Source organism: Peptoniphilus senegalensis JC140, assembly GCF_000321025.1.
Classification (GTDB): Bacteria; Bacillota; Clostridia; order Tissierellales; family Peptoniphilaceae; genus Peptoniphilus_A; species Peptoniphilus_A senegalensis.
The window spans coordinates 30,721-53,553 of sequence record NZ_HE610717.1; the positions used below are offsets into that span (position 1 = coordinate 30,721).

The 22,833-nt window shown below is 32.1% G+C and carries 24 protein-coding genes; 21 read left to right on the forward strand and 3 right to left on the reverse strand.

What is annotated here, in order from left to right:
- The first annotated feature begins 1 nt into the window (after position 1).
- Positions 2-337 (forward strand): hypothetical protein, encoded by a 336-nt coding sequence (locus tag PTSHG_RS00335; RefSeq protein ID WP_019106937.1) that lies wholly within the window; start codon positions 2-4, stop codon positions 335-337.
- Between the two features lie 104 nt (positions 338-441).
- Here the strand turns inward: PTSHG_RS00335 and PTSHG_RS00340 are convergent, their stop codons facing one another.
- The gene (locus PTSHG_RS00340; RefSeq protein WP_019106938.1) at positions 442-1,083 is read right to left on the reverse strand and encodes a ComEA family DNA-binding protein; all 642 of its coding nucleotides are present in this window, start codon (positions 1,081-1,083) and stop codon (positions 442-444) included.
- Between the two features lie 148 nt (positions 1,084-1,231).
- On the opposite strand from PTSHG_RS00340, the gene fusA reads away from it, so the two are divergent.
- The 6 genes from fusA to radA all read left to right on the forward strand — a co-directional run bounded on the left by fusA (position 1,232) and on the right by radA (position 9,233).
- A complete protein-coding gene (gene fusA / locus PTSHG_RS00345) occupies positions 1,232-3,292 on the forward strand; it encodes an elongation factor G (RefSeq protein ID WP_019106939.1) in 2,061 nt (686 codons plus the stop codon).
- Positions 3,293-3,476: 184 nt separating this feature from the next.
- Entirely contained in the window at positions 3,477-3,929 is a 453-nt protein-coding gene (locus PTSHG_RS00350; RefSeq protein WP_019106940.1) for a CtsR family transcriptional regulator, read from the forward strand.
- A gap of 11 nt (positions 3,930-3,940) precedes the next feature.
- Entirely contained in the window at positions 3,941-4,450 is a 510-nt protein-coding gene (locus tag PTSHG_RS00355; RefSeq protein ID WP_019106941.1) for a UvrB/UvrC motif-containing protein, read from the forward strand.
- Positions 4,437-5,423 (forward strand): ATP--guanido phosphotransferase, encoded by a 987-nt coding sequence (locus PTSHG_RS00360; RefSeq protein WP_042230766.1) that lies wholly within the window; start codon positions 4,437-4,439, stop codon positions 5,421-5,423. Before PTSHG_RS00355 ends, PTSHG_RS00360 begins: the two co-directional genes overlap by 14 nt.
- Positions 5,420-7,891 carry an ATP-dependent Clp protease ATP-binding subunit gene (locus PTSHG_RS00365; protein WP_019106943.1) on the forward strand — a complete coding sequence of 824 codons (2,472 nt, stop codon included), beginning with the start codon at positions 5,420-5,422 and terminating at the stop codon, positions 7,889-7,891. The genes PTSHG_RS00360 and PTSHG_RS00365 overlap by 4 nt, the downstream gene beginning before the upstream one ends.
- A complete protein-coding gene (gene radA, locus PTSHG_RS00370) occupies positions 7,860-9,233 on the forward strand; it encodes a DNA repair protein RadA (RefSeq protein ID WP_019106944.1) in 1,374 nt (457 codons plus the stop codon). Before PTSHG_RS00365 ends, radA begins: the two co-directional genes overlap by 32 nt.
- A gap of 80 nt (positions 9,234-9,313) precedes the next feature.
- Here the strand turns inward: radA and brnQ are convergent, their stop codons facing one another.
- Complete coding sequence (brnQ, locus tag PTSHG_RS00375) at positions 9,314-10,621, reverse strand: branched-chain amino acid transport system II carrier protein (protein WP_019106945.1); 1,308 nt, start codon at positions 10,619-10,621, stop codon at positions 9,314-9,316.
- A gap of 118 nt (positions 10,622-10,739) precedes the next feature.
- On the opposite strand from brnQ, the gene PTSHG_RS00380 reads away from it, so the two are divergent.
- Positions 10,740-12,017, forward strand: coding sequence for a bifunctional folylpolyglutamate synthase/dihydrofolate synthase (locus PTSHG_RS00380; RefSeq protein ID WP_019106946.1), 1,278 nt, complete (start codon positions 10,740-10,742; stop codon positions 12,015-12,017).
- Between the two features lie 145 nt (positions 12,018-12,162).
- On the opposite strand, the gene rpmB is transcribed toward PTSHG_RS00380, so the two are convergent.
- Positions 12,163-12,354: a 50S ribosomal protein L28 gene (gene rpmB / locus PTSHG_RS00385; protein ID WP_019106947.1), complete on the reverse strand. Its 192-nt coding sequence runs from the start codon at positions 12,352-12,354 to the stop codon at positions 12,163-12,165.
- Positions 12,355-12,534: 180 nt separating this feature from the next.
- Here rpmB and PTSHG_RS00390 point away from each other — a divergent pair, with 180 nt between their 5' ends.
- The 13 genes from PTSHG_RS00390 to PTSHG_RS00450 all read left to right on the forward strand — a co-directional run bounded on the left by PTSHG_RS00390 (position 12,535) and on the right by PTSHG_RS00450 (position 22,802).
- The gene (locus PTSHG_RS00390; protein WP_019106948.1) at positions 12,535-12,888 is read left to right on the forward strand and encodes an Asp23/Gls24 family envelope stress response protein; all 354 of its coding nucleotides are present in this window, start codon (positions 12,535-12,537) and stop codon (positions 12,886-12,888) included.
- A gap of 13 nt (positions 12,889-12,901) precedes the next feature.
- Complete coding sequence (locus PTSHG_RS00395; protein ID WP_019106949.1) at positions 12,902-14,566, forward strand: fatty acid kinase ATP-binding subunit FakA; 1,665 nt, start codon at positions 12,902-12,904, stop codon at positions 14,564-14,566.
- 55 nt (positions 14,567-14,621) lie between these two features.
- Complete coding sequence (recG, locus tag PTSHG_RS00400) at positions 14,622-16,655, forward strand: ATP-dependent DNA helicase RecG (RefSeq protein WP_019106950.1); 2,034 nt, start codon at positions 14,622-14,624, stop codon at positions 16,653-16,655.
- 53 nt (positions 16,656-16,708) lie between these two features.
- Complete coding sequence (gene rsmD / locus PTSHG_RS00405) at positions 16,709-17,275, forward strand: 16S rRNA (guanine(966)-N(2))-methyltransferase RsmD (protein WP_019106951.1); 567 nt, start codon at positions 16,709-16,711, stop codon at positions 17,273-17,275.
- Positions 17,253-17,738, forward strand: a complete 486-nt coding sequence (gene coaD / locus PTSHG_RS00410; protein WP_019106952.1) for a pantetheine-phosphate adenylyltransferase — start codon at positions 17,253-17,255, stop codon at positions 17,736-17,738. The genes rsmD and coaD overlap by 23 nt, the downstream gene beginning before the upstream one ends.
- On the forward strand, positions 17,735-18,175 hold the full coding sequence (locus PTSHG_RS00415; RefSeq protein ID WP_019106953.1) for an ATP synthase subunit B family protein: 441 nt from the start codon (positions 17,735-17,737) through the stop codon (positions 18,173-18,175). Before coaD ends, PTSHG_RS00415 begins: the two co-directional genes overlap by 4 nt.
- A 119-nt stretch (positions 18,176-18,294) precedes the next feature.
- Positions 18,295-18,876: a hypothetical protein gene (locus PTSHG_RS00420; RefSeq protein WP_019106954.1), complete on the forward strand. Its 582-nt coding sequence runs from the start codon at positions 18,295-18,297 to the stop codon at positions 18,874-18,876.
- Between the two features lie 4 nt (positions 18,877-18,880).
- A complete protein-coding gene (locus tag PTSHG_RS00425) occupies positions 18,881-19,432 on the forward strand; it encodes a hemerythrin domain-containing protein (protein ID WP_019106955.1) in 552 nt (183 codons plus the stop codon).
- Between the two features lie 101 nt (positions 19,433-19,533).
- On the forward strand, positions 19,534-20,400 hold the full coding sequence (locus tag PTSHG_RS00430; RefSeq protein WP_019106956.1) for an S-layer homology domain-containing protein: 867 nt from the start codon (positions 19,534-19,536) through the stop codon (positions 20,398-20,400).
- Between the two features lie 74 nt (positions 20,401-20,474).
- Positions 20,475-20,834, forward strand: coding sequence for a hypothetical protein (locus tag PTSHG_RS00435; protein ID WP_019106957.1), 360 nt, complete (start codon positions 20,475-20,477; stop codon positions 20,832-20,834).
- A 311-nt stretch (positions 20,835-21,145) separates the two neighbouring features.
- Complete coding sequence (locus PTSHG_RS00440; RefSeq protein ID WP_019106958.1) at positions 21,146-21,997, forward strand: patatin-like phospholipase family protein; 852 nt, start codon at positions 21,146-21,148, stop codon at positions 21,995-21,997.
- A 168-nt stretch (positions 21,998-22,165) separates the two neighbouring features.
- Positions 22,166-22,345, forward strand: coding sequence for a 30S ribosomal protein S21 (gene rpsU / locus PTSHG_RS00445; protein WP_005957648.1), 180 nt, complete (start codon positions 22,166-22,168; stop codon positions 22,343-22,345).
- A gap of 13 nt (positions 22,346-22,358) precedes the next feature.
- A complete protein-coding gene (locus tag PTSHG_RS00450; RefSeq protein ID WP_019106959.1) occupies positions 22,359-22,802 on the forward strand; it encodes a GatB/YqeY domain-containing protein in 444 nt (147 codons plus the stop codon).
- Positions 22,803-22,833 lie beyond the last annotated feature (31 nt).

A 22,833-nucleotide genomic window follows, 5' to 3' on the forward strand; every position in this document is an offset into this window, starting at 1 on the left:
AATGAATAAAATAATGGAAATGGTTATGGAGAACTCCACTTATTTGCTCCTAACACTTGGTGCAATTTTAATTGGTGTTGTTCTTACCTTTATAGTTAACTTTGCTGCAAGAGATTTGAAATTTATAAAATACTTGCCAGGACTTGCCTTGGTTTTTATAGGGATTATCTCACTTTTTATGGTAATAAATAAACTCTTTGATCCAGACAGTTTGGACAACTTAATTATTTTTGTAATAGGTGTATCCTCTGGATTAGTTTCACTAATTTTTGCACTGATAATTGGGATTGCAAGTTCAAACAAAAGCAGATACAAGAAAAATACTAGAAGAAAATAAAAATTAAAAAAATAAAAGCTCAAGAATAAGAGGCAGTAGCTTCATTATCTTGAGCTTTTATTTTTTTAATTTTTAAATATACAGTAGTTATATTTAATTATCAGTTAATAAGTTGAAATGTAGTCTTTCATGGATTCAAACTTTTTGTCGCCAATGCCGTCTACATTTTTTATATCATCAATTGATGAAAAAGAATTTTGTGAGCGATAATTTATTATTTTTTCAGCAGTTTTTGCTCCAACGCCAGGAATTTTTTGCAGTTCACTAGAATCTGCTGTATTTATATTTATTTTGCCAGTGGAATTACTTTCTCCACTTGAAAGAAGAGATGAAAATTCGCTATTATTCATTTCGCCAATTTTTGGTATATAAATTTTTTCTTCATCATGAAGTTTTGCTGCGAGGTTAATTCTATCGAGGTCAGCTTCATCTGTTGGGCCACCTGCCCTTTCAAGAGCATCTACAACTCTTTTTGATGAATCTAATTTTATTATGCCAGGGTTTTTTACTGCGCCAGAAATGTGTACAAAGACTTCTGAGTTTTCGTTTTCTCTTTCTATTTCGATGTCACTTAAGTCTTTTTTGTCAAATTCATTTGCTTTATCACTTGAAGTTTTTATGTCTAAAAGACTTTTTGTATCATCAGAAAAATTATGGGAATCATAATATTGATAACCGATGATTAAAGAAAGGCAAATTATAATTATGTAGGGAAGATTATCTTTTTTAAAAAATTTAAAATCCATTAAAATCACTCATTTATTTACAAAAATATATTTTCAAAACTTTATTACCCTAAATAGATATTTTTACACAGTTTTCAAATGGGAAAATCTATGTTATAATTTATTTAGCAAAACGATTTCAAAAAATTTACATAACAGGAGGAAAACAATGAAAGTTTATACAACAGATAAGGTAAGAAATCTTGCTCTCGTAGGACATTCTGGCTCCGGAAAGACTAACCTAACAGAGGCTATGTTATTCCAAAGTGGAGCTACACAAAAACTTGGAAATGTTTCTAGCAAGAATACAATTTCCGACTTCTCAAAAGAAGAAAAGGAAAGAGGAACTTCTATTGGAACATCAATTATTCCTATTGAATGGAGAAATTATAAAGTAAATGTTATAGATACTCCGGGATATCTTGACTTTGTGGGAGAAGCTCATGGAGCACTAAGAGCAAGTGAAGCAGCAATCATGGTTATTGATGCTACTAAGGGCATTGAAGTAGGAACAGAAAGAACTTGGAAATACACAGAAAAAATTGGACTTCCAAGAATTATTTTTATAAATAAAATTGATGGAGAAAATGTAAACTTTAGAAAACTAATGGATGATCTTGAAGCTTCTTTTGGTAAAAAAGTTATTCCTTTCTCTGTGCCAATTGGAGAAGGAGAACACTTTGTAGGTGTTACTGATGTTATTTTCCAAAAGGGATATAAATATGTAAATTCTGCACCACAAGAAACTGAACTTAATCACGATCAAGTTAAGGCAACTGAAAGAATGTATGAAGAAATTGCAGAAGTTGTTGCTGGTTCTGATGAAGTTTTAATGGAAAAATATTTTTCTGGAGAAAAATTCACTAGAGAAGATCTTTTGAGAGGAGTTACAACAGCCCTTCTTGAAGGAGATGCTGTTCCACTACTTGTAGGAAGTGGAGAAAAGGGAATTGGAATTGATATTTTATTAAACACAATAGTAAATTATATGCCAGCACCAGATGATGAACGTGCAAATCAAGGCTTTAGATATAAAGAAGGAGAAGAAAGAAAAGTTTCTGCTAAAGATCCTTTTGCTGCAGTTGTATTTAAGACAATTTCAGACCCATTCCTTGGAAAAATTTCTATATTTAAAGTTATCTCTGGAACAATAAATAAAAACACAGCTCTATACAATGTAAATGCTGAAGAAAGTGAAAAACTTGGCGGACTTTACATTATGAGAGGTAAAGAGCAAATTGATATAGAAGAGATCCATGCAGGAGATATTGGAGCAACTACAAAACTTTCTAAGACTGTTACAGGAGACACTCTTTGCGATAAAGACCACATAGTTGAATACAAGAAGTTAAAATATTCTACTCCAGTTTTATATTACGCAATTGAGCCAAAGACAAAGGGAGATGAAGAAAAACTTTCTCAATCTCTAAAGAAAATTATGGACGAAGACCCAACATTTGTAGTTGAAAGAAACCCTGAAACTAAACAAATGACTATTGGTGGTCAAGGAAAGGTTCAACTTGACGTAATTCTTGAAAAATTAAAGAACACTTACGGAGTTGAAGTTAATATTGTGCCATTTATAGTTCCATATAGAGAAACAATTAGAAAGACTGCCAGCGTTCAAGGTAAGCACAAGAAACAATCTGGTGGTGCTGGACAATATGGAGATGTTTGGATTAGATTTGAACCATCTGATAAAGACTTTGAATTTGACGAAGAAGTATTTGGTGGTGCCGTTCCTAAGAATTATTTCCCTGCAGTTGAAAAGGGAATTATTGAATCCAAAGAAAAGGGAGTTCTTGCAGGCTATCCTGTTACTAACTTTAAAGCCGTTTTATATGATGGCTCTTACCATGATGTTGACTCCAACGAAATGAGTTTTAAACTTGCAGCAAATCTTGCCTTTAAAAAGGGAATGCAAGAAGCAAGCCCAGTTCTTCTTGAACCTATAATGAAAGTTGAAGTTACAATCCCAGAAGAATATCTTGGAGATGTAATGGGCGACATGAACAAGAGACGTGGTAGAATTCTTGGTATGGACCAACAAAATGATGGTACACAAGTTTTAATTACAGAAGCTCCACAAGCTGAGTTATTCTCTTATCTAATTGATTTACGATCTCTAACTCAAGGTAGAGGAACTTTCAGCATGGAATTTGTGAGATATGAAGAAGTTCCACAAAATATTTCTGAAAAAATTATAGAAGAAAGAAAAACAGAAAAATAAAATAAATTTAAAAGGGTTGGGCATGTAAGAGTGCTCAACCTTTATTATTATAAGAATTTTTAAAAATATTTTGTTAATTAACTAAATACTTTACAAAATACATATTTTATATTAAACTATAAATAGTAAAAGATAGTCAGATTTTTGTGATTTAAAGGACAAAGATAGTCAAAGGAATGATAGTATGGCAAAGCTTTCTAACTCCATAGAAGATTTTATTAATGAACTTATTTTTGAATCTGGTGGAGCTCTTGAGATACAAAGATCAAAAATTTCAGACCATTTTAATTGTGCGCCTTCACAAATAAATTACGTATTGACAACAAGATTTACACCTTTCAAGGGTTATTATGTTGAGTCAAGGCGTGGCGGCGGAGGCTACATTAGAATAGTAAAAGTAAAATTTGAAGATGATGAAGATACACTAGATACTTTTTTACGTTTCATTGGAGATTCAATTACTAAAAATAATTCTGATGAACTTCTAAAGGAACTTTTGAGACGTGAAAAATTGACAGAAAGAGAATTTGGACTTATGAAAGTTGCTCTTTCAGATAGGGCACTTAGCCAGTGTGAAAATAAAAATGAGCTTAGGGCAGATTTATTAAAAAATATGCTCCTAGTTATTTTTAGTTAGGTGGGAAGAATATGTTATGTGATATTTGTAAAGAAAGAGAGTCGGTCCTATCCTACACGAGGATAAAGGATGATGGAATAGAAGAAGTGCATCTTTGTGAAGTTTGTGCTGAAGAAAAATTTAAAAAAGATTTTAAAGGTTATCAAAATATTATTCCTCAGATTGAGAATGCTTTAAAAAACATTTTTCAATTTACAGCAAATTCAAATCAAGATGAAGAAGAAATAAGCTGTGAATACTGTGGGAGAACTTTTCGTGAGCTAAAGAGTACAGGAAATTTAGGCTGTCCAAAGTGTTATGAATCCTTTGGAAATGAAATAAAAAAATATTTGAATGCCCTAAATATAAATTTAAAATACAGGGGGAAAATTCCAAAAAATGCAGAAAGTTATCTTGTTTTTAATAGGAAACTTGAGGATTTAAAGGAAAAACTTGATCTCGCCATAAACTTGGAAGAGTATGAAAAGGCAGCAGAACTTAGGGATGAAATAAAGAAATTAAAGGAAGATGCCAGTGTCTAAAATTATTTTAGGATATAAATTAAAATTATATAGAAATATTGATGGCAAAAAATTCGTAACTGCAATGACAGATGAAGAATTAAGAGAAAATTTAAACTTTGTAGAGCCAATTTTAAAGGATTTAGGCTACACTAAAGTTGACCTAGCAAATACTTCTTCACTAAAAAAGCTTGAATATGTAGAAAATGGCAGAATTGGAAAAAAATTTGTTGAAAAAGAAAATGTTGGCTTTTATGAAAAAAAGGATGATCCAGATATTTTCCTAAATGGAGGAGAACATATTGAGCTTTCAGCTTTTTCTAGGACAAAAAATATAGACGATTTGTATAGAGAAATATATGACTTGGAAGAAAAGTTAGAAGAAAAAATTAATTTTTCCTTTGATTCAAATTTTGGATATTTGAGCTCCAGAGTTTTAAATTCTGGCACAGGTCTAAAGCCAATTGCACTTTTGTATCTACCTGCTTTAAATTATTTTGGAGTTAGTGAAATTGCAAGAGGTCTTTCAAGGCTTGGTTATACGCTAGCTTCTTATAAAGATAGCTCAAATAAAGCTCTGGGAAGCATTTACACTTTGTCCTTTGAGTCAACTTTTGGCGAAGAGGAAAAGTCTTATATAGAAAAATTAAAAATTATTGCGCGAGAAATCGCCGATGTTGAAAGGGAAAATAGAAAAAAACTTTATTTAGACAATATTATCAGCCTAGAGGACATGGTCAACAGGTCTTTTGGCGTTCTTGCCAACGCAAGATTATTGTCGGAAGAAGAGATGATACAGTCCATGAGCACAATTAATCTTGGAATCGAACTTTCTATTTTAAAGACTAATAGGGACTTTGATTTTTATGAAGAGATTAAAAAACTTAGAAATGGACATTTGCAAATTGAGAGGGGAGCTTTACTAGATCTAAAATCACGAGATATTTTAAGGGCTAACAAGGCTAGAGCTCTCATGAAGGAGGTTTTCAAATGAGTATGTTTGGAAAATTTAGTGATAAATCACAAAAGGCAATTCTCTTTGCTCAGCAAGAAGCAAAGGAGCAAAGACATTCATATATAGGATCAGAGCACATTTTACTTGGAATTATTAGAGAAGGGACTGACGCAGGTGCTCACATACTTTCAAAACTTGGAATAGATTATAAAAAGGCAAAGGAAGCAACGCTTGATATAGTGAGTAGTGGTCAAGGACCTCTTGTGACAAGTATAGCTTACACTCCAAGGACAAAGAGAATTTTTGAACTTGCCTTTGAAATTTCAAGGGAATTGGGAGAAGTTGCCGTGTCAACAGAACATCTTCTTCTTGGAATTTTGCGTGAGGGTCAAGGTGTTGCCATATTAGTTTTAAAAAGACTTGGCGTGGATATTATGAGCCTTGAAAATGATATTTTAAACAATATGGAAGACTACGAGGATTATGAAGATGAGGGCAGAGAACTTTCTTCAGAAGCTCTTGAAAAATACACTACTAACCTAAATAAAAAGGCAGAAGAAGGAAAAATCGACCCAGTAATAGGAAGAGAAAAGGAAATAAAAAGAGTAATACAAGTTCTATCTCGTAGGACAAAAAATAATCCTGTCCTTATTGGAGAGCCAGGTGTTGGGAAGACTGCCATAGCTGAAGGCCTTGCGGCAGAAATTGTTGCGGGAAATGTGCCAGAGTTAATGAAGGACAAGGTAATTCTAACTCTTGATATTTCACAACTTATAGCGGGTTCAAAGTACAGAGGAGACTTTGAAGAGAGACTAAAAAATGTGACTAACGAAGCTTCTAAAAATAAAAATATTATTTTATTCATTGACGAAATGCATGTCATAATTGGGGCAGGTTCAGCTGAAGGTTCTCTTGACGCTTCAAATATTTTAAAACCTCTTCTTACTAAGTCAGTCCTTCAAGTTATTGGTGCAACAACTATTTCTGAATATAGGAAGAAAATCGAAAAGGACACAGCTTTTGAAAGAAGACTTATGCCAATTATGGTCGAAGAACCAAGTGTGGAGGATTCGATAAAGATTTTAAGGGGATTAAAAAATATTTATGAAGACCATCATCATGTTTTAATTCCTGATGAAACTATTGAGGCTGCAGTAAAATATTCTGACAGATATCTAAATGATAGATTTTTGCCAGACAAGGCGATTGACTTAATTGACGAGGCAAGTTCTAAGCTAAAAATTGAATCTTACAAAGTTCCCGAATTTGAAGAAAAATACAAAAAAGAACTTGAAGATATTGAAAATAAAAAGTCTGAAGCAGTAAAAAATCAAGATTATGAACTTGCAGCAAGTCTTCGCGATGAGCAAAAGCAAGTTGAAGAAAAATATAAAGAAGAAATAGAAAAATTTGAAGAAAAAGAAGCAAAGAAGAAAGTAAGCCCAGAACTAATTGCTGACATTGTATCTGACTGGTCAAAGGTTCCTGTGACAGAAATGACTGCAGAAGAAACAGAAAAGTTAAGAGATTTAGACGAAAAGTTAAAGAAAGATGTCAAAGGACAAGATGAGGCTGTAAAAACTCTTGCAAGGGCAATAAAGAGGTCAAGAATTGGTCTTAAAGACCCTAAGAAGCCAATAGGTTCCTTTATTTTTGTTGGTCCTACTGGTGTAGGTAAAACTTATCTTGCCAAGAGTCTTGCGAAAAATTTATTTGGCAAGGAAGAAAATATGATTAGATTTGATATGTCTGAGTACATGGAAAAATTCACTGTCTCAAGACTTGTGGGTTCTCCACCAGGATATGTGGGCTATGAAGAAGGGGGAGAGTTAACAGAAGCTGTTAGGACTCATCCTTATTCAGTAATCCTTTTAGATGAAATCGAAAAGGCACATCCAGATATTTTTAATATCTTGCTACAAATTTTAGACGAAGGAAGACTGACAGACTCCAAGGGAAGGACTGTAAACTTTAAGGATACAGTTATAATTATGACATCTAATGCAGGGGCGAATCTCCTTGCCAAAAATTCGGTGCTTGGATTTTCAACTTCAGAAAGTTCTGTTAAGAAGAGCGAATATGAAAACATGAAAAAAATTATTAATGAATCTTTAAAGGAAAAGTTTAGACCAGAATTTTTAAATAGAGTCGACGATGTTGTAATATTTAAAACTCTTGAAAAAACTGAAATTAAAGATATTGTCAAGAATATGCTTGATAAATTAAGCACTAGACTTTCTGAAATGGGAATAAAGGCAAATTATTCAAATAAACTCATAAATTTCTTGGTTGAAGAAGGTTATGACAAAGTATTTGGGGCAAGGCCACTTCAAAGGACTATTACAAAATTAATTGAAGATAAAATTGCCGACGAATTTTTAGATAGCAACATAAAAGCTGGCGATGAAGTTTCTGTTGACGTCAAATACAAAAAGGTTCAAATAGAAAAAGTTAAGAGGACAAAAAGGGTTAAAGATGAAAAAGAAAATGGTGTATCAGTGCAGTAATTGCGGATATATTTCCCAAGGATTTTTTGGGAAATGCCCAAACTGTGGATCTTGGAATACCTTAGAAGAAAAAGAGGAGGAGTCTAATGATAAAGCTCCTTCTAAAAATAAAAAAGTTAAAAAAGATGCACTTAAACTAAAAGCAGTGGAAATATCTTCTGACGAGAGAGTCATGACAGGCATAGAAGAGTTTAACAGAGTAATGGGTGGCGGAATTGTGAGAGATTCTGTCAGCATTTTAACTGCTAAGCCAGGCTCTGGAAAGTCAACTTTATTAATGCAAGTGGCAAATGATTTGGCTAATAAGGGCATGAGAGTTTTGTATGCTTCGGGAGAAGAGTCTGAAACTCAAATAAAAATGAGGGCAGAGAGAATTTTGGATAAGCTTTCAGATAACATTTGGGTTTATTCTGTGACTTCTTTAAACTCTGTCTTGGACCAAGTTGAAAAAATTGACCCACAGATGATTATTATTGATTCAATTCAAACTTTTACCCTTGATGAATTTCCACAAAGACCTGGCACGCCAACGCAGACAATGGAATGTGCCTACAAGATGACTGAAGTGGCAAAAAATATTGAAAAGCCACGCATGGTATTTCTGGTTGGACAAATGACTAAGCAAGACGAACTTGCCGGAGTTAGAAGTCTCGAACATTTAGTGGATACAGTTTTATTAATTGAAGGCGATTCATCAGAGGACTTAAGGTCACTTATGGCCACAAAAAATAGATATGGGTCTACTGGGGAGATTGGATTTTTTTCCATGACTGAAAAGGGAATGATTTCTATTGATAACCCTTCAGAATATTTTATGACTAGAAGGTCAGTCAGTGAACAAGTTCCAGGTTCATCTTTATCAGTTATTAGAGAAGGCACGAGACCAATAATTTTAGAGACAGAGGCACTTGCATCAAAGACTTTTCTTCCTTATCCTTCAAGAATTTCTGAATGTATAAGAAGGGAACACTTAAATACTTTAGTTTCAATCTTAGAAGAGCGTGCTGGCATAAAATTTTTGGATAAAAATATTGTTGTAAAATCAACAGGCGGAATTAAATTAAAGGAGCAAGCATCAAACCTTTCCGTAATGATTTCCATTGTTTCATCCACTCTAAATAAGCCTGTAGAAGCAAATTCACTTTTCATTGCCGATGTAGGTCTAACTGGCGAACTAAAAACTGTGCCAAGTCTCGATGTTAGATTAAAGGAAGCAGAGAGGATGGGTTTTAAAAAGGCTTACGTGTCAAAATATGCAAAAGTCAAAGAAGAAAATTATAAAGACTTAAAGGTCATAAAAATGTCAAACATTTTAGAAGTCATTCAGAAAATATTTGATTAAATAAAAATTGCAAGAAAAAAACTCTTTTTACCACAAAAGGTAAGAAGAGTTTTTATTTTTTTAAATTATCAAATTTTAAATTAAGCTCTCTTTGGTTTTCTAATACTTGCAATCACAATTGCAATTACAAGACCAATTAGCATTGGTACAACCCAACCAAGACCAAACTTAGTTAAAGGAAGTAAGCTTAAATTTTCCCCAAAGGAACCTAGCATTTCTTTGCCTTTAAGAACAAATAAAAATCCAAATATTAAAGAAACTATAGAAGGTATTTTAAATACTATGTCATCTTTAATTTTTTCATTAAATAAACCAATAAGAACAATTGTCATTGCACAAGGATAAAGTATTTCAAGAATTGGTGCAGAAATCTTAATAATTTGACTTACACCAAGCACTGAGATTGCACAAGAGACAATTGAGCAAATAACAACTATAACTTCATAAGAAATTTTCCCCTTACTCAATTCATTGAAGAAATTACCTGCAGCTGAAATCAAACCAATTGCAGTTGTAAGGCAAGCAAGGGCAGTTATAATTGCTAAAATATAAACTCCAACTCCACCAAGAATTCTATTTGTAATGTCTACTAGAAGTTGAGTGTTATCTGTATTAAGATCATACACACCAAGGCTTGAAGTTTGAGCACCAAGATATAATAATCCGCCATATATAATAGCTAGACAAAGGGCAGCTATGATGCCTGATAAAATAGTTGCCTTGATTTCAAGCTTTTGTGAAGAATAATTTCTTGCCTTAACAGCATTTAATACAACAAGTGCAAACATACATCCTGCAATGGCATCCATTGTTTGGTATCCATCAGTGATCCCCTTTTCAAGGACATTGTCAATCATAGTAGTATTTGCGATTTCGCCCATTGGACTTACAATACCCTTAATTATTAAGGCAGACATACATAGAATTAGTGAAGGAGTTAAGAACTTACCAACGATGTCTACAACTTTGCTTGGTCTAATACTTAAAAGACAAGCTATTATAAAAAATATAACAGAGAATAAGTATCTATTTACTGATTCGCCAAAAATTGGTAAGATGCCTATTTCGTAAGTAGTAGCTGCAGTTCTTGGAGTTGCCAAGAAAGGTCCAATGCATAATATAATAGCCGTAGAAATAATAATTGCAAAAGTTTTATTGACTCTTGAAGCCAGTACATTTAAGTTACCGTCATATTTTGAAAGAGCAATAATTGCTAAAAGACCCAAACCTGCATCTGTAATAGTAAATCCCAGGAAGCCTACCCACCATTGAGGACCCGATATAAGACCTAGATAAGGTGGAAAAATTAGATTTCCTGCACCAAAGAACATTGCAAAAAGTGCAAACCCGATTACAAATAAATCTTTCATACGAATTTCATTATTCATCTTTTTTTACCTCCATTTAATTATTTTTTCTATTTTACCACAATTAATTTGATTTTGGTACACTAAAATGTTGAATAGAGATAAAAATTTTGATAATATTTTCATGAAGGTGATGGACATGAATTACATTGAAGCAGTAAAATGGCTAGAAAATAGAAATATACCTCTTGGAGAGTTTACACTGGACAATATAAAAGAACTTTTAAATATTTTTAACAAGCCACAAGATAAATTAAAAATAATACACATTACTGGAACTAATGGAAAGGGATCAGTTGCAAGTTTTATTTCCAATGCATTGAAAGAAAATAATTTTATAGTTGGTAAATTTACTTCTCCTTATATTACAGATATTCGTGAAGAAATTAAAATAAATAACATAGAGATTTCAGAAGAAGATTTTGCTAAACTTGCAACAGAAGTGAGAGAAAAAGTTGAAGAACTTGACGAGAAAAAAATTTTTGTAAGTGGTTTTGAAATTTTAACTTCTATTTCTTACATTTATTTTGAAAGAAAAAAAGTTGATTTTGCCGTAATGGAAGTTGGGATGGGAGGAAGAGTTGATGCCACAAATGTAATGGAGACGTCAATTCCAGTAATCTGCCACATTTCTCTTGATCATGCAAATATTTTGGGCGATACAATAGGAAAAATTGCTCACGAAAAGGGGGGAATAATAAAAGAAAATTCCCATGTATTTTCTTATCCACAAGAAGAAGAGGCTAGAAGTGAGCTAAAAAAAATCAGCAGTGAAAAAAATTCAAGTTTTTATGAATTTAGTGAAAACGAAGTTGAAATTTTAAGTTCTGACGAATTGGGTAACATTTTTAATTTTGGAAATCATAAAGATGTGGAAATTTCTTTAATAGGAGAACATCAAGCTATGAATGCATCTTTGGCATTAATGGTGCTTAATCATCTAAAAGATGAATACAGATTAGATGAAGAAAAAATAAAATTGGGACTAAAAAAGGCAAAAAATATTGGAAGAACAGAATGTCTTTCTAAGAATCCCTTAGTTGTTGTTGATGGTTCTCACAATCTTGATTCAATTGAAAGACTTGAAGAGAGCGTGAAAAAGTTCAAATACAAGAAACTAATTTTAGGATTTAGTCTCTTAAAGGATAAGGACCACGATAATATCCTTCACAAAGTCGAAAATATTGCAGATAAAATCGTCTTGACAGAAATTGATAACGAGAGACATACAGATTTAGAGTTACTTGAAAGTGAATTTAAAAAGTTTTCGAAAAAAGAAATTTACCCAATTAAGAATATAGAAGAAGCAGTAGAAAAAACTCTTTCTCTTGCGGAAGAAGGCGACATGATTTTGTGGTGTGGATCCTTATATTTAATAAAGGATGTTAGAAAAATTCTTTTGGAAAAATTAAAATAGGAAGATTTATTTTAAAACTTAAAAATGCAAAAAATTCCCCTGTCAAACAGGGGAATTTTTGTAAAAAAAAATCTCTTGCAAGGGGCAAGAGAAACAAGAGAAATATGTAAGAAACTAAAAAAAGGATCTTAATTAAGACCCTTAATTATATAGCTCTTTCTACTTTACCAGATCTTAAACATCTAGTGCACACGTTGATTCTTTTTGTTGATCCATTAACTACAGCTTTAACTCTTCTAATGTTAGGAGACCAGCTTCTGTTAGAACGAGAGTGAGAGAAAGAAATCTTATTACCGAATTTTTTTTCTTTTCCACAAATTTCACATCTTTTAGCCATAACGCACCTCCTTTAGTCATTAAGCAACAAATATTTTACCAAAAAATTCTGCTAAGTGCAAATAATTTTTTCAATATGTATTTATTTTACACTAATTTCACTTTTTTTACAAAGGAATTTTTAAAATCTCGTAATCTTTTCTAAATTCTGGTATAATGAATTAGATAAGGAGGTGCCCTCATGCCGGCAATTATAAATAGAGAACTTGGAAATATTGTGATAGAAGATAGCGTACTTGCAAACATAGCTGGAATTTCAGCAATGGAAAGCTACGGAATTGTTGGAATGGCATCAAAAAATGCCGCAGATGGAATTTTTGAGTTGTTGAGATTTGAAAATTTATCAAAGGGAATTGTAGTAAACACTGAAGAAAATGAAATTTCTATTGAGCTTCATGTTGTTCTTGAATATGGAGTAAAAATTTCTACAGTGGGTGAAAATATTATAGAAAGAGTTAAGTTTAATATAGAAAATTTGACAGGACTTGAAGTTGATAATATTGAAGTTTTGGTAGAAGGTATTAGACTTAAATAGTGGAGGTAAGATTTTGGAAATAAATAAAATTAATGGTCCTTTATTAAAAGAAATTTTTAAAGGGGCTGTGAATTATCTAATATCCAGAAAGGAAGAGGTCAACGCCCTTAATGTGTTTCCTGTTCCAGACGGAGATACAGGCACAAATATGAGCCTTACCTCAAAATCTGCCTTGAAACAAATTGATAGTTTAGAAGGGGATTTTAAAGTTAGTGATGTTTCTGCTGCTGCAGCTCGAGGGGCGCTTATGGGTGCAAGAGGCAACAGTGGTGTTATTCTTTCGCAACTTTTAAGAGGTTTTTCTGAAGGTTTAGAAGGTGTCGATGAAGCAGGAACTGCTGAAATTGCTCATGCTTTTAAAAAGGCAAGTGAGACAACTTATAAAGCTGTTATGAAGCCAATTGAAGGTACTATCCTTACAGTTGGCAGAGAAACTGCTGAATTTGCCATTAGACATTACAAAAAAGCTGAAGACCCAATAAAGTTTTTGGAAGATGTAATTGTTGAAGCAAATAAATCTCTTGACAATACGCCAAATCTTCTTGAAGTTTTAAAGGAAGCTTCTGTAGTTGATGCTGGTGGTAAGGGTCTTGTTGTTTTACTTGAAGGTGCACTTAAAGTTTTAAAGGGCGAAGATATAGCTGACCAATCTGAAGATGAAACTTTAAAGAAAAAGGCACAAAAGGAAATTCAATTCACTGAAGCTGACAAATCTCTTAAATATGGATATTGTACTGAATTTATTATAAATACTGACTATGAAGATATTGATTCCTTTAGAGAAAAGATTGCTCCTCTTGGAGACTGTCTCTTAGTAGTTGGTGGTGGCGGAACTCATATTATAAAAGTTCACGTTCACACTAATGACCCAGGAATTGTTTTACAACACGCTTGTGAGCTTGGCCTTCTTCAAGATATTAAAATCGACAATATGAGATATCAACATAGAGAAGTTCTTTTTGATGACAGTGAAGTTGCTGAAGCCAAAAAGAAAGAAGAAGAGGAAGAGGTAATTGAAGAAAAAGATTATTCTTTCATAACTGTTTCTATGGGAAATGGAATGACAGAAACCTTTAAATCTTTAGGAGTTGACTATGTTGTAGCTGGTGGACAAACTATGAATCCATCTACTGAAGATTTCTTAAAGGGCATAGACAAAGTTGGAGGAAAAGTTATCTATATAATTCCAAATAACAGCAACATAATTTTATCTGCAGAACAAGCGAGAGATATTTCTGATAGAGATGTTATTGTAATTCCATCAAAGTCTGTACCACAAGGTATTGCTGCAATGCTTGCCTTTAACGAAGAGTTAAATAAAGATGAAAACAAAGAAAATATGATGGAAGCTGTAGCAAATGTTATTGATGCATCAGTAACTTATGCTGTAAGAGATACTACAATTAATGGAAAAGAAATTCACAAAGATGACATCATAGGAATTGCATCAAAGGAAATAGTATCAAGTGGAAAGACTGTATTTGAAGTTCTTACTGAAACTGTGGATAAACTTATGGATGATGATATTTCTCTCGTGACACTTTTCTACGGCGAAGATGTCAAAGAAGAGGATGCTGAAAAAGCACGTGAAGCTATCGAAGAAAAATATCCAGACATTGATATAGATGTGATTAATGGAGAACAACCTATTTATTATTACATCATATCCCTAGAATAATTAGAATTTTTTTGAGCCCGAAGTTTTGCTTTGGGCTTTTATATTAGGTGATGAAATGCTTAAATTAAGCGATTCTATAAATAATTTAAAGGGCATAGGGCCAAAGAGAGAAAAACTTCTTCATAAACTTGGAATTTATACTGTTTGCGACCTTTTATTTTTTTATCCAAGAAGATATGAAGACAGCTCAAAAATTGTGAGAGTTTCTGAAGCAAAAATTGGCGAGAAAAACACCTTTAAAGTGAAAATTATATCAAAACTTCAAAATAGGAGAATAAGAAAGGGTCTAACTTTAACGAGTTTTTTGGCAGAAGATGAAAGTGGAGAGCTTGAGCTTTCTTTTTTCAATGCCTTTTACTTAAATTCTCTAATAAAAATTGGCGGAGAATATCTTGTCTATGGCAAGGCAGATTTTTTTAGGGGAAGAGTTAGTCTATCTAGCCCAGAAATTGAGGACATACATAAATTAAAAAAGCTGGGGAAAATTTCTCCAATTTACAATTTGACTGAGGGCTTAAATAATTTTGTATTTGAAAATTTAATAAATCAAGTTATTGATTTGAATCTCTTTCGTGAAAATTTGCCAGAAGAAATTTTAAGTAAATATTCTTTTTTAAATAAAAATGAAGCTATAAGAAGCATTCACTATCCAAAGAGCAGGAAAAATTATATTCTTGCTCGTGAGAGACTTATTTATGAAGAGTTATTTTTATTTGAGCTATCTATTTTGAAGAACAAATTTCAAAATGAAAGGCGAGATGCCATAAAATTTGAGATAAAAGATGAAATTTATGACTTTATAAATAACCTTCCTTTTAAACTAACAGATGGTCAATCACAGGTATTAGATGAAATTTTTCAAGACATGAAAGATGGAAGGGCGATAAATAGATTAATACAAGGCGACGTTGGTAGTGGGAAGACAATTATTGCGATAGTTATAATGTATCTTGCCTATCTAAATGGTTATCAATCTTCTATAATGGCACCAACAGAAATACTTGCAAAACAACATTTCGAATCTTTCGTAGAGCTTTTAGAAGCTCTTGGAGTAAAAGTTGCCTTACTCATTGGCTCCACAACAAAAAGTGCGAAAAAAGACATCCTAGATAATCTAGAAATAGGTTCAATAGATGTACTAATAGGAACTCATGCTCTCATAGAGGATAATGTAATCTTTAGAAAGCTTGGAGTAAATGTAATTGATGAGCAACATCGTTTTGGTGTTGTTCAAAGAAATATGTTGCAAAATAAAAATAAAGACGCAGCCACTCTTGTAATGTCGGCAACACCTATTCCTAGGAGCTTGAGTCTTGTTCTTTATGCAGATTTAGATATTTCTGTCATAAAGACTATGCCACAGGGAAGAAAGCCAATAAAGACAATAGCAATAAATGAAAATATGTTAGAAAAATCTCTTGCCTTTATAAAATCAGAACTAATAAAGGGAAGACAAGCCTATGTGATTTGTTCTTTAATTGAAGAAAATGAAGATTATGAAAATTTGCAGGCTGTTGAAAAAGTTTATGAAGAGCTAAGTGAATATTTTAGTGATTATAAAATTGGACTTCTCCATGGAAAGATGAAGGCGGATGAAAAAAATAAAATTATGACAGAATTTGCCGACAATAAAATAAATCTTCTTGTCTCCACAACTGTTGTTGAAGTTGGAGTTAATGTTCCAAATGCAAGTGTGATTATGATTTATAATGCAGAGCGTTTTGGTCTTTCTACGCTTCATCAATTAAGAGGTAGGGTGGGAAGAGGAAGTCATCAATCCTATTGCATACTCTACAACTTATCAAAGAGTGAAATTTCTTGGGAGAGAATGAAAATAATGACAGACTCCAATGATGGATTTTACATTGCAAACAAGGATTTGGAACTTAGAGGGTTTGGGGATATTTTAGGAACAAGGCAATCAGGCATGCCAAACCTAAGGTTAGCTGATCCCTTTAGAGACGAAACTATTTTAAAATATGCAGCAGATGATGTGAGAAAAATTTTGGAAGATGATTCAAATTTAGAGAGCGAAAAATATTCTTATTTGAATAGAGAAATTGCTGACTTTTACTCTGATTTGAACTAATATCTTTTAATATCTCTTGACTTATGGTAAAATAAAACTAATTTGGAGGCTTTATGAGAATTATTTCAGGAAATAGACGAGGACTCAAGTTAAAGGCACCAAAAGGCTTTGATACGAGACCAACAGAAGACAGAGTAAAGGAATCAGTTTTCAATATTTTAGGTCAAAAATTTTTTGATGATATTGTACTAGATTTATTCTGTGGAAGTGGTGCTAATGGAATTGAATTTATTTCAAGAGGAGCTAAGAAAGCTTACTTTGTGGACAAGTCAGATGAAGCAATGGATTGTGTGAAATACAATTTAGAAAAGGCAAAATTTTTAGATGAGGCAGTTCTAATTGAAGATCATCTAAACAAGGCTCTTAGAGATATTGATATAAAATTCGATTACATTTATATGGACCCGCCCTTTGATAGACGAGATTTATATAAAAAAGCCTTTAAACTAATTGAAGAAAACAAACTATTAAAGCCTGATGGCAAGTTAATTGTGGAATATAGTTCAGACAAGCCACTTTTAATTGGCGAAGGTTTTGTAGAAATAAAAAATAAAAAATATGGAAATACTTCGATTTCTATATGTGGATGGGATGTAGATGAAAGCAATATATGCGGGTAGCTTTGACCCAGTGACTAATGGACATTTGGACATTATTAAAAGAGCAAAAGACATTTTTGGAGAAGTAATTGTAGCAGTTTTAGACAACACTTCAAAAAAGGGATTATTCACAGTTGAAGAGAGAAAGGAACTTCTCCACAAGGTATTGGATGGAGAAGAAGGCGTTGAGATAGATTCCTTTGACGGACTTTTAGTTGATTACGCTAAGAAAAAAAATTGTAAAGTAATAGTAAGAGGACTTAGATCAGCTTCTGATTATTTTAATGAATATACACTTGCCATGGCAAATATGCACTACAAAGACGGCGTTGAAACAGTCTTTTTATTGGCATCAAATGAAAATTTATTTGTAAGTTCAACACTTGCAAAAGAGGTTTCAACCTTTAACGGAGATACAGATTTATTCGTGCCTCCTGTTGTAGGAGAAGCTATGAAGAAAAAATTACTTAGGAGGAAGATATGAATTTAATTGATTTAGTTGAAGAATTGGAAGATCTTGTTGAAACATCATCACAAATACCACTTACTAATAAGGTAATGGTAGACAGAGAAGAATTTTTGGAAATTGTTAACGAAGTAAAAATGCAAATTCCAGGAGAAGTGTCTGAAGCACAAAGAATTGCAAAGGACAAAGACGACATAATAAATGGGGCACATGACGAAGCTGACAAGGTTATTGCAGCTGCAAGAGCTCATGCAGAAAAAATTATTGATGAAAATGAACTTGTAAGACAAGCAAATGAAAGAGCAAATGAAATTTTAAGATCTGCAAAAGAAGAATCTACTCAAATAAGAGAAGGTGCAAGAGATTATGCAGATGAACTTCTTGAAAACACACAAGTTAATCTTTCAGAAATAATTAAAATGCTTAACGAAAATAGACAAGAGTTAAGAGGATAATTACATTTGAAGTAAAGGAGAGAAGTTATTAAGGCTTCTCTCTTTTTTTATTATTGTGATATATGTCACATTATTTTTTTGCAAAGGATGTTATCATCTTATTAGAAATGAGGGATAAGATGAGTTTATTTTTAGGACGCATTCACTATATTATGTATGACAAAATTTTATTTCAAGAGGAAGTTTTAAATAGCTTATTGGATTTGTTGGAAGATGACAAAAGAATTGAGCTAAAAAAAGATTTAGATGAAAATTTTCCTATTGAAAAAGGAAATTTAGAAGACATAATTGATAGCAGTAATATTCACGGCTGGCTCAATGAGAGGGTAACTAGGAGCGAAAATAGACTTGCCAAGGCAGTTTCGATTTTATTAAAGGATTTTGGTTTAGATAAATTAAAAGATAAATATTTTGAAGTTGGAGAAAATTATAAGGCAGGAGATACTCCAATGGAAGTATTTTCTTTTATAACTTCAAAATTTTTGGATGGAATGCCTTGCGATCATGCTCTTGCAATTTTAAAAAATGATGAGGATGAATTTGTTTTTACTATTGCATCTGATGTTCACAAAAGTATTTGGAAAGAGTTTGTAAGCCCAGAAGTTTATTGGATTCTTAGGGATAGTTTTATTGCTGGAAGTTTAAAGTATTCAAGTTTAAAATATGAAAAGATTGAAGAAAATTATGTAATTAGGAAGTGATTAAGTGGAAAAATTAAAATTTACAATTCATTATTTGGAAGAGGAGCATATAGAAATTTTGAGATTTTGTGACAAAATGGAAGAAAAATGTCTGGAAATCTTAGAGGGAGAGGTAGATGTAGAATTTTTTACAAATGCCATAAGTTTTATAAGAAAATATGCTGATGGACTTCACCACAAAAAAGAAGAAGATATTTTATTTGCGGCAATGCTTGAAACTCTTGGTCCTGTCGCAGAAAAAGTTGTGCGTGGCGGTATGCTCGTTGAACATCAAATGGCAAGAGGCTATGTTATGGAACTTGAAAATAATATAAATGCCTTTAAAGAGTCTAAAGAAGATTTGACAAAACTTCACATCTTGACTAATGCCATGATTTATGTTGAACTTTTGAGAAATCATGCAGAAAAAGAAAATAAAACAGTTTATCCTTTTGCTGAAAAGAGTTTAGCAGATAATATTAAGCTTGAAGTTGAAAGACAAATGAAAGAAAGAGTTATTGAAGAAGAAAAAAGTCTTGAAGATAAAAAAGAACTTATGAAGAAATTGGGAATTTAATTTACTTTTAACTTGTTATAAAAATTACAAAATTGTTACAAATCTTAAAATTTGATGATTTTCACTGAAGTTTTTGTTATTATTAGACTTCGAGGTGAAAAATGAAAAAAACATTAATATTTTTGATAATTTTAATAGTCTTGCCTTTTAGTGTGTTTGCTTCCAAAGAAATAGCAATGCCACTTAATGTAAGTGCAGTAAAGGACAAGGAAGTTTACAATTTTGAAATTAAAAATGCAAACAATAATGATTTAGTTGAAGTTGAAGTAAAAAGTGAAGGAAATGATTCAAAGAATAAAATAACAAAGACTGTTTTTGTAAAAAATGATAAAAAATACATTTCTCTTACTCAAGAGGAGTTAGATTCTCTTGTTGGACCTTCAAGTGGCTATTCTTTTAGGCTAAGATTTGCTAAAAAAGATGGGGCATCAAATTTTACTGACGAATTACATCTTGGTAAGGCACCAATTTTTAGAAATTACAGCAACTGGGCATACAATGATTTAGTTAAGGCAGAAAGCTTAAAACTTATTTCAAAGGAAGTCGCACAAGATACAAGAAAGAAAGTAAGTCGTGAAGAATTTGCAGAAATTGCTGTGAAAGTTTATGAAATAAGGTACAAAAGAAGTGCTCAAGGTTCTATAAAGCATTTCAAAGACACTGACAACAAGTATGTAAACATGGCATACGACCTTGGAATAATGAATGGAAAGGACAAGGACAAATTTGCCCCAAAGGAAAATATTACTAGAGAAGATTATGCAGTGGTAATATCAAACTTATTTAAGCTAGAAGATAGTAAGAATTTAAAAATTAAGGACGGCAAAAATATTTCTAATTACGCAAAGGAATCTGTTGACAAGGCTCTTAGCTCTGGATTTTTAAATTTAGATGAAAAGAAAAATTTTAATCCAAAGAATCAAATGAAAAGAGAAGAAGTTATATCTTCAATAGTACGTCATATTTGATTAAAAATTTACAAAAGTCTTTAATTTGTATATAAAATTTTATAATTGTGATATAATACTTCCAAGGTGAGGTAATGAGAAAAGTAATTTTTGACATTAGTCCACTTGGAAGTTTTCAATTTTCTTGTGAGGCTTACATGATTTATTACAGAGAAAAATATGGACAAGATATTTTTTTCTACACTAGAAAAAATGGAAAGTATATAAAGGTTGAAGACAGAGAAGAACTCAAAAACTTAAATAGCAGAGTTATTGTAAATAAAGACCTTGGCCAAGAAGTAGACTTTATTGCCCACGACTTAGAAGCAAGAGTTAAACCACTGACAGAAGAGTTGGAAGATGATGAATTACTTATAAATATAGTGGAAAGGCTTGGCGAAAATGCAAGCTGGAAAAATTCTCAAATGAAAGTCGTTGAAGTTCAAGAATGTTGATTTAAAAATTAAAATGAGAAAAGAAAAGAGATTCCTTTTTGCGTGAATCTCTTATTTTTTTGTATGATTTGTCATTAATAAAAATCCATTGGCTAAGTCGGATGTTATTACTTTACATATCTTGGGAATAAATTTCCATATATAGAAAATGGAAAAGATAAATGAATAAGAGAAATTAAATTATTTTGAAAAGAACAAAGCGAACAAAGTTTGATATGACTATTATTTATTTTATAAAAGAGTAGTAATATCTTATAAGATGGAATTAAAATGGATAGAACTATACTTTTTTATAAAAAAGGAGATGAGTTATGAAGTTAGGTTTTGTAGATGTTGGCGGTGGAACTCGCGGCATTTATGGTGCAGGAGTTTTTGATTACTTAATGGAAGAAAATATTAGTGGAGATTATTTCATCGGGGTTTCTGCTGGCGCTGCAAATGGTGCCTCTTTTTTGGCTAAGCAGCCTAGAAGAAATTTTGTCTTCTACAACAATTATGCTTTTAGAAAGGAATATATGAGCTTTAAAAATTATTTGAAAACTGGCTCTTACATAAATCTCGATTATATTTATTCTGATTTAAGTTCTTCTAAGGGCGAATATCCCCTTGACTATAGGGCAATGAAAAAGAATCCAATGGAGTTTGAAATTGTGGCAACAGATGCAAGAACGGGGAAGGCAAAATATTTTAATAAGAATGATCTTGTAATAGATAATTATGACCCCATAAAGGCATCTTGTTGTCTTCCAGTTTTGTGTGAGCCTTATAAAGTAAAAGGTGTGCCTTATTTTGATGGGGGAATAAGCGACCCAATTCCTTTTAAGAGAGCTTTTGAGGCAGGTTGCGACAAAGTTATAATAGTTTTAACAAGACCAAAAGATTATTTTAGAGAATCAATAAAAGACAAAAAGTTTGTGCGATTATTGAGAAGAAGTTACCCAAAAGCTGCAAAGGCCTTTGCAAAGAGATCTCTAGTCTACAATGAAAGCTTGAGAGAAGCTATTGACATGGAAAAGAAAAATAAAGTGATAATAGTTGCACCGACTTATATTGGAAATTTAAAAACTTTGACACAAGATCATGAACAATTAGAAAATTTATATGAGATGGGAAGAAAGGATGCAAAAAAACTGTTGACTTTAGAAAATATAAATAAGTTATGAAACAGATGCTTTATTTGGAAGAATTATGGCAAATATAAAAAGAAAATAATTTTTACAAAGATAAAAATCCTAAAAAGTAAAAATATTATTGAAGTTTTGGGATTTATAGAGTATAATAAACCTACATTGGCCGTAAGGCTACTCTTTTCTACGAGAGGAGGTTAAAAAATGTCCGAAATCAGGGTTGGTGAAAATGAATCTTTAGACAATGCGCTTAAAAGATTCAAAAGACAATGTGCCACAAGTGGAGTTCTCAAAGAAGTAAGAAAGAGAGAACACTACGAAAAACCAAGTGTTAGAAGGAAGAAAAAATCCGAAGAGGCACGCAGAAAAAAACACAGATATTAAAGAGGGTGTTCTTATGTCTCTAAAAGAGAGACTCATGGCTGATTTAAAGGAAGCTATGAAAAGTAAAGATAAACTTCGAAAAGATGTTATCACCATGGTTCGTGCAGCTATTAAACAAAAAGAAGTAGATGAACGAGTAGAGCTTGATGATTCTGATATTGAAAATATCATTTCTAAACAGCTCAAAGAAAAAAAGGCGTCAATTGAAGAATTTAAGAAGGGTAATAGACAAGACTTAGTTGACCAAACTAATGATGAAATCGAAATACTTCTAAAATACTTACCTGAGCAATTATCAGATGAAGAATTAAAAGAAATTATAAAAAAAGTAATTGACGAAAAGGAAATAACATCAATGAAGGATATTGGAAAATTAATGAAAAATGTAATGCCTTTAATTAAGGGCAAAGCAGATGGCAAACAAGTTAATGTTATAGCCAAAGAATTATTAAATTAAAACTCGGGGTTTAACCCGGGTTTTTATTTTT